Genomic DNA, 14,126 nt, shown 5'->3' on the forward strand with positions numbered 1-14,126 from the left:
CCGCGGCAGCGGCACCCCGGCAAGGGCCCGCCGCAGCCGCGCGACATCGAGCCCGCCGCGGTTGAGGCCGGCATACAGGGAGCCGTGTCCGCGGCGGTGTTCGGGTGCCAGGGACAAGTCGACCAGCGACCGCACCGGCCCGTCCGTGCACAGCACGGCGTCCGCCAACTCGAACAGCGCGTCCGTGCGGGCGGTCAGGCAGTCGTAGAAGCCGGTCCGGAACCGGGACAGCACGGCCAGGGACTCGGCGCGGACAGCATCGTGCAGCGGACTCACCCTCGCGGCCTCGACATGATCAGCAGCATCATGGCAACGCGCATGATCACACCGGGGCTGCATCGTTGTCACTTCGGCCTGTCTGTGGGAACCCGCAGGGTGAGACGGGTGGTTCGTCCGCGTCGGCGGGGTGTGCGGGAGTAATCTCCGCTGACGGTTGTGGAGACGGGCCGGGGGGCTGAGGTGGGCGGCGGGCGTACGGGGGTTTTACTCGGCCTGGTGGCGGTCGAGGCGGTTGCGGCGGCGGGGGGGTCGCTGGCCAGCAACGCCGCGACGGGGCAGGACCGGTGGCTCGGTGTGCTGGACCTGCTGCGGCAGCATCCGTGGCCGGCGTTCGGCGCGTTCACCCTTCTGCTTGTGGTCGTGGGCCTGATAGCCGTGGTCACGGACAGCGGGGGGTGGGCCGGGCGGGGCGATCCGCCGCCTGACCCGCCCCGGGTGCCGGGGTGGGTGGTGGACCGGGACGAGGCCGACCGGGTGGTGGCGGTGTGCGGGGGTGGGTGGCGGGCAGTGGGGATCACCAGCACCACCGGCCTGCACGGTGCGGGCGGCTTCGGGAAGACCACCCTGGCCGAAGTGGTGTGGCCCGCCGGCGGGTGCGGCGGCGTTTCAGGAGGTGGGTCTACCGGATCACCGTGGGCCGGGATGTGCGCAGCCCGGCCGCGACGCACTCGGCGAGGGTCCCATCGAGGAGGACGAAGTCCGGGTCGTTGTCGCGCAGCGTCTTCAGCAGTCCCGGGGCACGATCGGCAAGCAGGCCGGTGAGGGCGGTGACGTATCCATGCGCGGTGCCGACGGATATCCCGAAGGCGACTGCAAGGCGGGCGAGGGTCTCGTGACGGCGTAAGTACACCAGCGCGACGAGCGCACGCTGATGCGGCGGAAGTTTGCACCGCCGGTCACCCTCTCGGATGACGATGAGCATTGTGACCCACTCGACCAGGCCATGAGGCAGGTCAAGTGCGGCAGGATAGGGAACCAACAGAACTCCTGTGCCATCGGGTTGAGACATCGAACACCTCACTCAACGGCACGGGAGCCCTGTCCGTTGCGGCCCCGCCCTCACGCCGCCCCCGTCCCCCGATCGGTGACCCGCTGAAAGGCTCAGTTAATGCTCCTCGTGACCATTACCTCAGGGCTGGGATTTTGACTTCACCCGCATGATGTAGAAAAAGGGACCTGATAGCATAAGAATGAACGCCAGAAGGAACCACCCGCCTTTGTTTCCCATGGCGATAAGTGCGATTGAAAGCACCAGCCCAAGGAATACAAATACACTAGTGAAGATGACCGAACGTCGCAGTACCGCACGCTGTCGAATGTTCCATCCGAGATCAGGCATGCAGCTACCCCCTCTAACTCTACTTTCATGAAGGGGCTGAGGCGACTGCGTCGCCTCAGCCCCAGAAATCTTGCGCAGAACTCAAATCAATTATCCTGAGACTTCACCTGATGCATATTGGCTCCCCGTGTTGGAAAGTGCGTAGCACCTCAGTCCCGCTACAAGGGAAATTCCTTCAGTCTCAGGAGCTCCTGCCACGGCAAGGCTAGTGCACATACCTCCTACGATTCCACCAGCCATAACACCAGCCAAGTCTCCCCACAAAGCTTTTGTGTCGCCTTGGTATGCGTGATAGCCAGCTTGAGCGAGGTCGCCAACCGGTCCAGCCCACTCGCTAACGGCATCGAGGATTCCGAGCCCGTTGGGGTCGGTGTGGTTGACGGGGTCGGCGCCGAAGGCGGCGTAGGGGTTGGTTTCCTGGCCTGAAGGGTCGGTTTGGGTGAAGCGTTCGGTGACGGCGTCGTAGTAGCGGGCGCCCATTTTGTACAGGCCGGTGGGGTCGAGGTAGGCGCCGTGGTAGCGGTAGGGCTGGGGGACGGTCTCGCTCACGCCGCCGGTGCGGGGCATGCCGGTGGGGTTGTAGGTGTAGGTGTTCACGCGGTGCGGGGCGTTGTCGACCAGGCCGAGGACGGAGCCGTCGGCGTCGGTGAGCCCGGACCCGTGCAACAACGTAGGGAAGTTTGATCGGCGATGTCCGGGCAACAGGCTGGGAGGCGGGTGACGTGTACGTACATGTTCCGTATGTAGAAGCGGACTGGGTCACCGCCGAAGATCTCCATTGTCCGGCCGTCGAACGGGTAGCACCTGGTGCCGACCGTGATGATCACCTCGGGGTGACTGCTCGTAGACGATGGCCGCGCCGGACAGGCTGCACATGTGGATAGGCCGTCGGCCGATGTCAGTGGGGTGGGTTCTACTGGGGTCATGAGCGAGAACACGGGTGAGAGTGCCTTCCGTGAGGACGAGGACGCCGCGTTCTTCGACCGGCTCCGCCGGTGGCAGGCGCGTTACGGCGACGGCGCCATGGTCGGGCCCATGCCCCGGTGGTGGCCCTGGCCGCTGGAAGAGGTCACCTTCGACGACGGCGACCCGGACAGCGGGCTGATCGTCATCGGCCTCGAACCGGTGCTGGCACCGCGGCACAGTGCCGCCGAGGCCGGGCGGCCGTACGCGAAGCTGGCACGCCAGCCCGCGGGCGAGCCGCCCTACCGCTTCGGCTGGGCCGGCCTGGCCTGGGGGCTTCCGCCGCTCACTGAGGAGGAGGCCGCAGAGCTGGAAGCGGAGCCGCTGGACCCGGTGGTCGCGTACAGCTGGCACGAAGCCGACTGGCAGTGGCACCTGTTCACGAACGGAGGGCAGCGGCGGCTGACCGCCGCCGAAGTGACCCGTATACGCGAGAACCTGGACCACGATCACCGGTTCCCGCCGGGCTTCTCCTCTTTCCGGCTCTGACGCTTCCAGCGATGCAGTTGTCGCCGCTGAGCGCCACCGGGGACGCTGCTGCTCGGTGGGGCTACTTCGCGTTCGTGATCGGCGCGGCCACCGTCTGCGAGCAGTCACCCGAGATGATCAAGTTCAGTGGCAAACGGTCAAGGTTCAGTGGCACCGGACAGCGCCGCGGTGCGGGGACCGGCCGGCAGGGGCCGGCGGCCCGGCACAGCGTCAGCGGTGAGGCGCGCGCGTCACCACCACCGTGGCACGCAGCACGCGGGCGAGCGGGCCGTCCGGGAAGCCGCCGCCCGGCCCGCGCCGGGACCGGAACGCTCGACGCCATCGGCATCGACGAACCCGACCTCCACGGCTGAGGCGTACTCCTCAGCCGACGCCATCACTGCACCCCCGTCCACGACCACCTCCGCCCCGCTGCGATCTCCCCTGCACTGCGAGGGCCGAGCACCTTGCGGACCGTCGCTGCCAAGACCCAGGTCGCGTCACTCGAAAGGGTGACAACCCGTCTCAAACAATCTGGTCGGGGCAGGGCAGCAGGCACTTGACTCCGTACCGGGCGGAGGATGGGCCGCTGGGGAGCTCACTCCCGGCTGGAGAGGGGAGCGCGTAGTTCGACACGGAGTCGGATGGACGTGTCGATGGGCAGTCCCAAGCTGGCGTGGCGAAGATCCTTTGAGTGTCGTGCGATGAGGTCCAGATCCCGGAGTTGCCGCTGGAGCTCAGAGGCGAGCACTTCGTCCGTGTCGACGGGAAGTTCGTCGTCTTCTTCCTGCTCGGCCAGGTACTGAAGGTGCTGGTCGATCGCCTCGACCGCCTGGTTGCTGGTCCAGGCTGCGAATTCCTGGCAGCCGAAAAGGTAGGCGTGTGCGGAATACAACGTCGCCGCTGCTGCCGACTCGTCTGCGTCATCCGGGCCGTCCTGGCCGTCGTTGTGGCAGTACTCGCTGAGTATGTACTCGCCGACACCGCGCTTGACTGCCGAGAAGGCCGTCGAGTCGCCGAGAACGCCCTCCCATACGAAATTCAACAGAGGCCGCAGGCTCATGGTGAACGGCGCTTGCTCGTCCTCGGGCAGTGTTTCGTGCCGACTCATCAGTCGTTCCGCGACACCGGCGGCGAACACACTGCGTTCGCCGGACGGCATCGCCTTCAGTCGCTCGTCCACCAGAGCGGAAAGCTCCTGCCACGTATCCATTCGAAGCCACTCCAAAGGCGCGGTGCCAGCGTGCTCACGCCGGCCAGAGCGATCATCGCAGTCGCCAGTGACAGGTCCGCCCGCGCCCTCAGCGGCCCGCGTTCATCGAGGACGGCTGTGTCCCACACGCGCACCTGGTTAGTCTGCGGGTATGACGGAGCACTTCGCGTTCGGCGCGATGCTGGCGCGGCTGCTGGACCAAAGAGAACTCGGCGCCCAGGAGCTGGCCGACCGCGCCGGGCTGAGCCCAGACGAGGTCCGCACTGTGCTCGCCGGGGACAGCCCCAGGCAGGAACTCCTCCGACGGCTTGGGCCCGCACTGGGTTTCCATGCCGTCGATCTGTTCATCCTCGCTGGGCTGGCGGTCCCGGACGACATGGCGCCGCTGGACGCCATGGCCGCGATATGGGTGAGGAACACGGTGACGGAGGCGGTGCGTCTGCCTACGGCGGGACGCCGCGAGCTTCTGCAACTGGTCCGCTCGCTGCCGCAGGAGAAGCGGTGTTCCAGCTTCGTCCCGGAGCCGCTCATGCCCCTCGATGGCGGTCCGGGTGCTTGGGTCATCCGCATGCTCCAGTACCGCAATCTGAACTGGACGGGCATGGCGATGGCGCTCGCGTTCGTGACGCCCACGTATCTGTCGGCGGCCACTTACGGTGTGATCGGCACTGGCCGCAAGGAGTTGACCCCGCGCTTGGTGACGGACTTCGCTGCCCTGATGGGGATCGACGCACGCGATCTCGCCGCGCTGACGCGCGTCGATCTGACTGAGCTTCCACCGCCTCCGCCATCGGAGGCGGTAGATGCCGCAGCACTGCTGTGGGAGGCACGGCGTCTGTCCGCTGCCCAGGTACAGCACGTCTTCGATTTGGCACGCTCAATGCAGGGCGACTCCCACGACACGCATTTCACGGAGCCGCCCGGATCTGACACCTGCTGACTGGCCCGTCTCATTAGATCTTGCAGGGGCGAGGCCGTTGACCTGCGGAGTGACAGGTTCAACCGCGATTTACTGGGGGGCAGCGACGAGGCGTCGCGAAGACGCGTGGGCGGTGCGGTTGGCGCGTCTCATGGATCATGGCGAGGGTGGTGCCGCCTGAGCAGGACCTTGCCAGGTTGGCGAGACGCCTGACGGTCGTTTTCGGGTTGAAGATGGCAGTTTTCCTGGTCGGGATCCGCAGTAATGGACGTGCTCAGGAAGGGGGCGCCGCTGACGATGCTGAAGTTCACCGCGGGCGGTCGACCAAACGATCTCGAACTGATCGGCCGACGACGACTGCGGGTCGTGCCCTTCCCACTCGGAGATGGCCGGTTCCGCGGTCAGACCGTAGACGCTCTCGTATTCAACGGACCGACCGTCTCTTCGGGCTTCTTGCCACTCGGCCAGCGAGGCAGCGGTCAGAGCCTTGTTTCCAGGCTCCTGCAATTCGACTTGACGGATCACATAGCCATCGGCGTCCAACTCGAAGTAGAAACAACCGTCTTCCTCGTCCCAGAAGCAGTGGACCCAGGCCGTCACGGGCTCACCGCGTCGAAGGGCTCGTCGTGCCAGCGCCAGCCGGCGGTGCCGTCGTCGTGGATGTGCAGCATGAACTCGGCGACCCGGCTGCCGCCGGGAAACGTCAGGGTCAGCGCACTGCGGATCTGGGTGTAGCAGGCATCGGCCCGGTCCCAGTCCTCCTCGTCGACAGCCCGCTCTTGCTCACTGAAGAGGGGACGGAACTCTTCAAAACCAGGAAGTGCCTCGACTTCTGCGTGCGGCCAGGGCATATCGGCGCCGGTCACGGTCAGCCGGGCAATCTCCTGGTCGCCGTGGTGGAGCCGCCAGATACTGCCGGTGATGAGGTTCGGGTTGGTCATGTCTCCGATGATGACGATCGACACTGACAGCCGGCGAGTGAGATCACGGCCCCTCCTCGGTCGCGGTGACGACCGTCTCATGCAGCGGAAGCCGATGGGGTGCGATGTTGAGCCGCTGTGCCGCTTCGGTCGGCAACTGGGGATGGTCTTGCCAGTAACGCGAGGCGAACAGGCCGGTGAGAACGATGGCCTCGGGGTAGGTGGCCAGTTCGATCCGGGCGTCGGAGGGACGGTGGGGATCACCGAACGTGTCCTCGCGCAGCACGTGGAGTCGGCGGTTCCATCTCTGTTGAAGCGGCTCACCGTTGCTCTCGCTGGTGAAGCACCCGTTCAGGCGGTCGTGGGCGTCGACGTAGGCCAGTGCCGTGGAGGGATGTGCGCCTCCACCCGCCCCACCACGCCGTCGTCCAGGACAACCAGCACGCCCAGCGGCGTGGTGTCGATCTGCACCACCTCACCGGGACGGGCGGCCAGCGTCGGAGAGAACGGGAGCATCCGGCCGCCCGGCCAGAGAACGCCGGGTCGTTGCCGCCCCAAAGCTGTGGCGCCCTCGGAAAGCGACTTGAGCAGCCGGAAGTACGTTGCCTGCGACGGCAGCGGGACCGCGCCCTGCCCATGCCGCTCGGCGACGAGCTTCTCGGCCAGCCGGATCACGCGGGTGCGGGTCCCCGACGACGCATCCTCCTGCGCGGCCAGGACCTTCAGCACCGCCTCGGCCAGACGCTCGTCCACCCGCCCGATGCCCGGCACCATGGACAACCGGGTAGCCCGCCGATCCACCAACCCCCAGAGCCCTTCATCCCGCCACTTCGACCTCAGCCGGAACAGGGTCCGTCCGACACCTCGTTGCCTGCCGCGGTCAGCCCGGCCACCTTGGACACGACGCGCTCGTTCACGGTTCGCCACTGCGGGTCGTACTCCGGCCGAGGAACAGTCCCTTTCGGCGCATCCGGCGGGAGCCTGGTCTCCACCTCGATCAGGTGCTTCTCGTAGAACCGGGCCTTGCGCAGAGCCACTTCGGGAACGGTGTCCAACAGGCCGAAGGGCGGAATCGCCGGCGTGGGCGCCGTAGAGTCCAGCAGTTCGAACTCCTGTGACACCATCAGCTGAGCGAACATCAGCATGCTCGCGGTGTTGTGCTCGTCGAGCAGGCGGACCGCCGTGCCCGACAAGCCCACCACGGTGTGGACCCGGTCCTCGAACCGGATCCGATCACCCACTCGCAGCACACCCTTCGGCCGCTCGTGCTCGGTCATCAGCCCTCCACCCGGCTCACCAGAGAGTGATCGTTCAAAGGGCGCGACAGATCCGTTGTCAGCCGCCCGCAGCCGGCCAGACGACACCGCCACCCCACCGGCCACCACCACGACGACCGCGTCCGCCAAAGCCAACCCGAAGCCCGCCGCCGCGATGCCTTCGCACACCACTACGAAAGCGACGGTCCCCGGGCCCGCATCGTGCAAGGCCGCGATCAAAGCCCGGTACGCCCCGGGTACCGCGGTGCTGACCTGGGGCGCCGTCGAAGCCCCCGGCGGGCGACGACCTGTCGTCGGATGAGCTGTCTCAGATCGTCACGGACGTGCTCACCGAGAACACCAGCGGCTGACCTGTCGGACCCGCGCGCCATACTGCATACGGGCGCTGGGGCACCCGGATGGAGGACTTGATGGCTGCGTTCGATCGGCTGGGCGACCTGTTCGGCAGCGACGCAATCCGAGAGCATTTCATGGAAGCGATCGAGACAGCCGGGCTCGGCAGCCCCAGCACGGAACGCGACCTCCGCCAGAGGGCGTTTGCCGAGGCGGCGAAGCTCACCTACCACTTTCTTCGCGGTGACAACACCGCACGGACCGCGGAGGGGCGACGCCAAGTCGCTGACGCCGTTGTCTTTGCGCGGCACCTTGTGCGCTGCGGATACGCGATGCGCCAGGCGCGCCAGCACAACGACCCGGTGGGGGACGACTGGGCCGAGCTCCTGGCCTTCGTGACGAAGGCGCGGGCGGCGATGGCAGAAGGCTCGGCGTCAACGGCGTGGTGCGGTGCGTTCGTCTACATCACCGAGCGGTGCGAGCAGTTGCACCAGCCCGGTCGACCCGAGGCGGACCGCACGGACGCGTACGCCGCCGTGCGGTACCTCGCCACCGAACTGCGGGGGTGCACCGGCTTCGAGGAGCGGTGGGCTCTGGTCGTCGGCGAGCCTGAGTAGAGGGGCGTCCGGCCCCGCCACCAGGTGCGCTGCCCAGCCTGTGGTGTCGAGCTCGCGCTCTGGGGCCCGGCACTACTCCGCGCAGGCATGCGACAAGTGAGCCCCGCCACCAGCGCGGTAACGGGGCGGCGACGCCTCCGGGGTGCTTCTCCCTGAGTGCCAGACCCAGGCCCGGAAGGACCGGTAGCACCTGCAACTCCCGTCCCGTGAACGAAGGGGTGTCCATGCTGACGGTTCGGCCAATCACGAAGCCAGAGGACGCCAAGTTCGCCACGGACCCCCTGGTCGCACCGTCGGCATTCGTGAGGCCGCAGGAGCCGCGGGACCTGCGGGCGCACACGGTGTGGTCCGGCTCGGATGAAGCGCTGCACGTTCTTGGTCTGCAACGGGGCATGCAGGCGAAGGAGGAACAGATCGCGGCGGCGATAGTCGGGCTGCACGTGGACAGCGGCGAGAAGGTCCGGGACGGCCGCGCGTTCGACCTGACTCTTGTCGCTCCGGACTCGCTGACACGGCTGCAATTGGTGGATGGCTTCTTCTCCCGCTTGTGGCCCTCGTCCTCGGCTCGTGCCGCCACGTACTCGGTCCAGTCGCGTCTGACGTAGGCGACCCAGCGGATCGCGGTGTGGCGGTGCGTGCCGGTCAGGTCGGCGAGGATGGGGCTGGGGAGGTTGGTGGCGAGGGCGGAGTTGGGGGCCGCGCGGCACGAGATTCTGTGCCGGTTCAGCTTCTGTGCCATGGAGTGCGTCGAAATCGGCTTCCGCGGGACCAGACCCGCGAACGGCAGTGGTGGACCTGGAGTGGTCTGAGCGAACAGGGGTCGGGGGACGGACCATGGTTCGTCGGCCAGCTGCTGCAGCAGCTCGACCAGTCGTGGCGCCACCATCCGTACGCGCCCAGGACCATTTTGCGGTTGCCCGCAAGTGCCGTCAGACCCTGAGCCTGGTCACCGGCTTCGAACAGGCACTCGGCCGCAGCGCGGGCTCGGGCGACCGTCTCGTCCGTTACGGCAGGGGACCAACCGGGGACCACACGCGGTGCGCGGTAGTGAGCGATGGACGCATAACTAGGCGTAATACGCGGGGGGATTGGTCCCGAATGGCGGGGAAATTCCCTTGGCCTTCGCGACTGGGGGTCAGGGGGTCGCAGGTTCAAATCCTGTCGTCCCGACGGTGCACGAAGGGCCCGCTGGACTGGCATTTAGCCAGGTCAGCGGGCCCTTCGGCTTGTCGGCAGCGGTTTCCGTGTGATGAGGCGTCGGAGGCGGCGCTGGGTGGTCTGCGGGAGCCGTGGACGGTGATCAACCGCAGGACGTGCAGGGGGACTCCGGCGTCCGCCGTCCAGGTCGGGTCGGTGTGTCTCAGGTCGTGTCGGCGCGGGTGTTCGTAGTCGAGGGTCTGGACGACGTCGTCCCAGTGGGTGGCGTCGCGCAGGACGGCGGTGGTGATCCGTCTCCCATGGGTGCCCGCGAAGATGCGGGCGTCGGAGTTGGTGGCAGGTTACCTCGGCCCCCGGTGACTGAAAATCTGTGATGGCCGGAGTAGACATTTGGTGGTGGCGTGGGTACGGTTTCTCTTGTACCCAGAGAGACAGAGGGCCCGGCAGAGACGAACTGCCGGGAGGCAGTACGCACATGACGCAGGTCGGTACGGTGGTGGAGTTCCAAAGCCAGGGATGTTGCCAGACGGGCGATGGGACTGACGACCGGACCGGGTGGCCCGCAGTGATCAGGGGCCGCCGTGAGAAGGACCGCAGCGGTAGTAGCGGTAAGTGCAGTGTGCGGTAACCAGCAGCGAAGTCAGTGAGCAGTACCTCGGTGAAGGCGTCGGCTGCGGGCGCGCGCACCGGGAGGTTCGGCAGTGGGGTTCCAAGCCAGAGAAGACGCAGGACGGGCGACGGGGCTGGCTGTCGAAGAGTGGTGCTGGTAGAGGCCATCAGCAGTACAAGAAGTGTGCAGTTCACGTTTGGCAGGCAATTGATCCAGAGGGAAGAACGGAGGAGTTGAGCGCCATCGGGATCGCCCGGGCGGAGTGTTGAGTCCGGGTACCGCAGGACATCGATAGTGAGGTGGTCTCCGGTCAAGCAACCGCGATCCCCGCACCTGCCGCTCACCCTTTGGTGGCGGTGCGGACACAGTAGGCCGACGCAATAGCAGGTCGGCAGATGGTGTAGCAGTTCCTTCGGGGCCCCGGTGCCGGTATGGCACCGGGGCCCCTCCACGCGTTCCGCAGAGAGGTGCGATGACAGCAGGCGACACGAACGGGCGTCTCGATGACGACGACTACCCCGCGTACACCATGGGCCGAGCAGCCGAGATACTCGGTACCACCCAGGGCTTCCTCCGCGCGATCGGCGAAGCCCGCCTGATCACCCCGCTGCGTTCCGCGGGCGGCCACCGGCGCTACTCCCGCTACCAGTTGCGCATCGCCGCACGCGCCCGCGAACTCGTCGACCAGGGCACCCCGGTGGAGGCGGCCTGCCGCATCGTGATCCTTGAAGACCAGCTCGAGGAAGCGCAGCGCATCAACGAACAACTACGCCGTTTCCAACCCGGCGACCGGGCCGACGTCTGACCGGTGTCCCTGACACGAGGGAGCCTCTGCGGCTCGCGGAGGTGCTCCTCATATGTGCACATGATCGCCGAAGACGTTCAGCCGCCGGCTCCTGAGCGTGCTTCCCGGCCTGGTGCCGACACGCCACCCGACGTCGTCCCGGACACCGCTGGTGCACCTTCCGCCAGCGGGCCCGGCCACCGGTCCTCTGCCGCGGATGGCGTCGTGGGCGTCGTGGTGGAGCGGGTGGTCGCCGGGCCGAAGCCGGGGATGCGTGGCTCGCTGCACGCGGGTGGTCGAATCCGCTTTTGTGGTGTCCCGGCGACGGCCAATCCTTGGGCCTGCCAGGAGAGATGGTGATCGACCACGGGGACCCGCTGTGCTCGGGTGCTTGACCAAGCGTACGGAAAAAGATTGGCACTTCTTACGAGCCGCGGGTCTTTTCCGGTACGGGCGTCCGGCTCGACGAGCCGTGCGTCGGGGCGGGCCGCGACCGTCGGATCGCGGAGGGGTCCGGACCGGGAAGACCGCCGTGTCCACGCTACGGAGCCACCGGACAGCGAGCCGACTGGGACGGGCCGGGAGTGGCCCGGCGTCAGTCGCAGGTGATGTTCTCCGCGTACAGACCCCTTGGGTTCTGCCCGATGTCGAAGTGGACCCTCTGGCCTTCGGTCAGCCCAGGAAGAGCGTCGTTGACGAGATTGGAGTAGTGCGCGAAGACGTCTTCACCGTCGCCCGACTGCTCGATGAAGCCGTATCCTTTAGCTGAATTGAACCATTTCACAGTACCTGTGGCCATTCTGTAACTCCTGCTCGCTCGGCGTGCGGCAACAGATTCGCGAACTCCGCATCTTTGTGGAATTTTCTTGTCCGTGCACCGGTGAAAAGGAAGAACCAGTCGTCAATCACGCGGCTGGCGCGGCCCCACGGGCTGGTGGACGCGGGCATCTGCGGCGAGGCCGCCCGCAGCCCTCTTCCTCGGGCGTCGCCCGAGAGGCCCCTGGCGTCTGCCCCGCCGGCGGCTGGTGGGGCAGAGGGCTGAGCGTCCGCCCGCGACATGCGAGGGTCGGCGACCGCGGGCTGAGCATCCGCCCGCGACATGCAAGGGTCGGCGACCGCTCGAATCGGAAGCCTGGCACGGCCGTTGGCCGGGTTGGCGCGGGCCGAGGAGTGACCTCGGCGCTTGGGGCGAGGCGGGATCGGGCGCCTGCTGCTCGGAGCCAGGAGCCCGCCGGTGTGCCGCGAGTGTGGGTTCTCCTCGTGGGTCAGGCTGTCACGGGGATGCCGAGCAGTGACTGGGCTGTCCGGAGTGGACTGGAGGCGGTGGCGGGGACGTGGGGGGCGATGTTGCGGCAGGTGTAACCGAGGCTGAGGAGGGCGCGGGTCATCTCGGCGGCGCTGAAGTCGCGGCGGTCCTGGCGGGTGATCACCTCTCCCACTTGCTTCACGGGGTAGTGGCGTCGGCCGATGATCACGTACTCGCCCGTGACGACCTCGGGTTTGATGCCCTTCATGGACGCTTGCACGCCGCTTTTGGTGAGGTCGAAGGGGAAGTGGGCGATGATGCAGCGCATGGGACCTCGCGGAGATGAGGGGGGATGGGGACAGGAGCCGGTTCGCCCTGGTGAGTGCGGTCCGGCGGCGTTCAGGCCGCCGGGCTGAGGGCGGTACGGCGGCCCTGGGTCTCCGTCGAGGCCGTGGTCGGACGGGCGGAGCGCCGGGCCGCGGCGGGGCGGCTGCGCCGGCCGCGCGCGGAGGCGGCGGACGTGCTGCGCCTGGTGCGGTCGGCGACTGGCTCGGTGATGGTGACGGGCACGCCGGAAGGCGTGCGGGCTCCGGTGATGCGGTTCAACTCGGCTTCCCCGGACCGGATCTGGGTGGTCTGCGGGGTGATGCCTGCGGTGGTCATCAGACGGGTCATCTCGCGGCGCTGGTGGGGCAGGACCAGGGTGACGACCCGGCCGGACTCACCGGCGCGGGCGGTGCGTCCACCGCGGTGCAGGTAGTCCTTGTGGTCGGCGGGCGGGTCGACGTTGACCACCAGGTCGAGGTCGTCGACGTGGATGCCGCGGGCGGCCACGTTGGTGGCGACCAGCACCGTGACGTGCCCGGTCTTGAACTGCGCGAGGGTACGGGTGCGCTGCGGCTGCGACTTCCCACCGTGCAGCGCCGCCGCCCGTACACCGCTCTTGAGCAGGTGCTCGGTGAGCTTGTCGACGGCGTGCTTGGTGTCGAGGAACATCAGCACCCGGCCGTCACGCGCGGCGATCTCGGTCGTCGTGGCGTGCTTGTCCGTGTTCTGCACGTGCAGAACGTGATGCTCCATGGTGGTGACCGCGCCGGCGGACGGGTCGACGGAGTGGACCACCGGGTCGTTGAGGTAGCGGCGCACCAGCAGGTCGATGTTGCGGTCCAGGGTGGCGGAGAACAGCATCCGCTGGCCGTCGGGGCGCACCTGGTCGAGCAGCGCGGTGACCTGAGGCATGAAGCCCATGTCGGCCATCTGGTCCGCTTCGTCCAGGACGGTGACGCCGACCTGGCCCAGTTGGCACGCGCCGCGGTCGATGAGATCCTTGAGCCGTCCGGGCGTCGCCACGACGACTTCCGCTCCGCCGCGCAGCGCGCTGATCTGCCGGCCGATGGACATGCCGCCGACGACCGTGGTCATCCGCAGCCGCAGGGCGCGGGCGTACGGGGTGAGAGCGTCGGTGACCTGCTGGGCCAGTTCGCGGGTCGGAACCAGCACCAGGGCCAGCGGTTGCCGGGACTCGGCGCGCTGACCAGCGATACGGGCCAGCAGGGCCAGGCCGAAGGCGAGGGTCTTGCCGGAGCCGGTGCGCCCGCGGCCCAACACGTCACGTCCCGCGAGGGAGTTGGGCAGTGTCGCGGCCTGGATCGGGAAAGGCACGGCCATTCCCTGTGTGGCCAGCGACGTCAGCAGAGTGGCGGGCAGGTCGAGCTCGGCGAAGGTTTCCACCGGCGGCAGGGCCGGAGTGACGGAGACCGGCAGGGCGAACTCGCCCAGCGGGGCCGAGGGCCGCCGACCGCCGTAGCCGCCGGAGCGGGAAGGGCCGCCGGAACGGCTCGGGGCCTGGCTGCCGCGGTATCCACCACGGCCGGAGCCGGAGCCGGAGCCCGGGGAGCGGGTGCGGGAGTAGCGGTCGGTGGAGCGAACAGTGCGGTTCACGGAGAACCTTCCTCGATGCGGTGCGTCGAGGGATCCCCGGCGGCAGACGAGCCGCACAG

The 14,126-nt window shown here is 67.8% G+C and carries 16 protein-coding genes and 1 pseudogene; 5 read left to right on the forward strand and 12 right to left on the reverse strand.

The window, feature by feature from the left end:
- The 3 genes and pseudogenes from ACZ4EF_RS32255 to ACZ4EF_RS32265 all read right to left on the reverse strand — a co-directional run.
- Positions 1-276, reverse strand: a 276-nt coding sequence (locus ACZ4EF_RS32255; RefSeq protein ID WP_467507679.1) for a transposase, incomplete at its 3' end; no start/stop codon positions are given.
- A gap of 655 nt (positions 277-931) precedes the next feature.
- A pseudogene (locus ACZ4EF_RS32260) lies at positions 932-1,258 on the reverse strand (helix-turn-helix domain-containing protein); the annotation flags it as partial.
- A 450-nt stretch (positions 1,259-1,708) separates the two neighbouring features.
- Positions 1,709-2,215, reverse strand: a complete 507-nt coding sequence (locus ACZ4EF_RS32265; RefSeq protein WP_467507681.1) for an RHS repeat-associated core domain-containing protein — start codon at positions 2,213-2,215, stop codon at positions 1,709-1,711.
- A 327-nt stretch (positions 2,216-2,542) separates the two neighbouring features.
- On the opposite strand from ACZ4EF_RS32265, the gene ACZ4EF_RS32270 reads away from it, so the two are divergent.
- Positions 2,543-3,070: a hypothetical protein gene (locus ACZ4EF_RS32270; RefSeq protein ID WP_467507682.1), complete on the forward strand. Its 528-nt coding sequence runs from the start codon at positions 2,543-2,545 to the stop codon at positions 3,068-3,070.
- A gap of 577 nt (positions 3,071-3,647) precedes the next feature.
- Here ACZ4EF_RS32270 and ACZ4EF_RS32275 read toward each other — a convergent pair.
- Positions 3,648-4,262 (reverse strand): hypothetical protein, encoded by a 615-nt coding sequence (locus tag ACZ4EF_RS32275; protein ID WP_467507683.1) that lies wholly within the window; start codon positions 4,260-4,262, stop codon positions 3,648-3,650.
- A gap of 151 nt (positions 4,263-4,413) precedes the next feature.
- On the opposite strand from ACZ4EF_RS32275, the gene ACZ4EF_RS32280 reads away from it, so the two are divergent.
- Positions 4,414-5,202 (forward strand): helix-turn-helix domain-containing protein, encoded by a 789-nt coding sequence (locus tag ACZ4EF_RS32280; protein ID WP_467507685.1) that lies wholly within the window; start codon positions 4,414-4,416, stop codon positions 5,200-5,202.
- Between the two features lie 135 nt (positions 5,203-5,337).
- On the opposite strand, the gene ACZ4EF_RS32285 is transcribed toward ACZ4EF_RS32280, so the two are convergent.
- From ACZ4EF_RS32285 to ACZ4EF_RS32305, 5 genes are all read right to left on the reverse strand, one after another.
- Positions 5,338-5,781 (reverse strand): hypothetical protein, encoded by a 444-nt coding sequence (locus ACZ4EF_RS32285; RefSeq protein WP_467507686.1) that lies wholly within the window; start codon positions 5,779-5,781, stop codon positions 5,338-5,340.
- Complete coding sequence (locus ACZ4EF_RS32290; RefSeq protein WP_467507688.1) at positions 5,778-6,122, reverse strand: hypothetical protein; 345 nt, start codon at positions 6,120-6,122, stop codon at positions 5,778-5,780. The genes ACZ4EF_RS32285 and ACZ4EF_RS32290 overlap by 4 nt, the downstream gene beginning before the upstream one ends.
- 43 nt (positions 6,123-6,165) lie before the next feature.
- Positions 6,166-6,387 (reverse strand): hypothetical protein, encoded by a 222-nt coding sequence (locus tag ACZ4EF_RS32295; protein ID WP_467507689.1) that lies wholly within the window; start codon positions 6,385-6,387, stop codon positions 6,166-6,168.
- A 65-nt stretch (positions 6,388-6,452) separates the two neighbouring features.
- On the reverse strand, positions 6,453-6,875 hold the full coding sequence (locus tag ACZ4EF_RS32300) for a hypothetical protein (protein ID WP_467507691.1): 423 nt from the start codon (positions 6,873-6,875) through the stop codon (positions 6,453-6,455).
- Positions 6,876-6,937: 62 nt separating this feature from the next.
- On the reverse strand, positions 6,938-7,585 hold the full coding sequence (locus tag ACZ4EF_RS32305; protein ID WP_467507692.1) for a hypothetical protein: 648 nt from the start codon (positions 7,583-7,585) through the stop codon (positions 6,938-6,940).
- Positions 7,586-7,788: 203 nt separating this feature from the next.
- Between ACZ4EF_RS32305 and ACZ4EF_RS32310 the strand changes: the two genes are divergently transcribed.
- The 3 genes from ACZ4EF_RS32310 (at position 7,789) to ACZ4EF_RS32320 (ending at position 10,901) form a co-directional block, all read left to right on the forward strand.
- The gene (locus tag ACZ4EF_RS32310) at positions 7,789-8,328 is read left to right on the forward strand and encodes a hypothetical protein (RefSeq protein ID WP_467507693.1); all 540 of its coding nucleotides are present in this window, start codon (positions 7,789-7,791) and stop codon (positions 8,326-8,328) included.
- A 224-nt stretch (positions 8,329-8,552) separates the two neighbouring features.
- Entirely contained in the window at positions 8,553-8,933 is a 381-nt protein-coding gene (locus ACZ4EF_RS32315; protein WP_467507695.1) for a hypothetical protein, read from the forward strand.
- 1,635 nt (positions 8,934-10,568) lie between these two features.
- Positions 10,569-10,901 carry a MerR family transcriptional regulator gene (locus tag ACZ4EF_RS32320; RefSeq protein WP_402713083.1) on the forward strand — a complete coding sequence of 111 codons (333 nt, stop codon included), beginning with the start codon at positions 10,569-10,571 and terminating at the stop codon, positions 10,899-10,901.
- Between the two features lie 574 nt (positions 10,902-11,475).
- Here the strand turns inward: ACZ4EF_RS32320 and ACZ4EF_RS32325 are convergent.
- From ACZ4EF_RS32325 to ACZ4EF_RS32335, 3 genes are all read right to left on the reverse strand, one after another.
- Positions 11,476-11,679, reverse strand: a complete 204-nt coding sequence (locus tag ACZ4EF_RS32325) for a cold-shock protein (RefSeq protein WP_355342726.1) — start codon at positions 11,677-11,679, stop codon at positions 11,476-11,478.
- Between the two features lie 466 nt (positions 11,680-12,145).
- Positions 12,146-12,454, reverse strand: coding sequence for an SCO5918 family protein (locus ACZ4EF_RS32330; RefSeq protein WP_401308827.1), 309 nt, complete (start codon positions 12,452-12,454; stop codon positions 12,146-12,148).
- Between the two features lie 71 nt (positions 12,455-12,525).
- On the reverse strand, positions 12,526-14,067 hold the full coding sequence (locus tag ACZ4EF_RS32335; protein WP_467507698.1) for a DEAD/DEAH box helicase: 1,542 nt from the start codon (positions 14,065-14,067) through the stop codon (positions 12,526-12,528).
- Positions 14,068-14,126 lie beyond the last annotated feature (59 nt).

Source organism: Streptomyces sp. NPDC025721 (assembly GCF_055558595.1).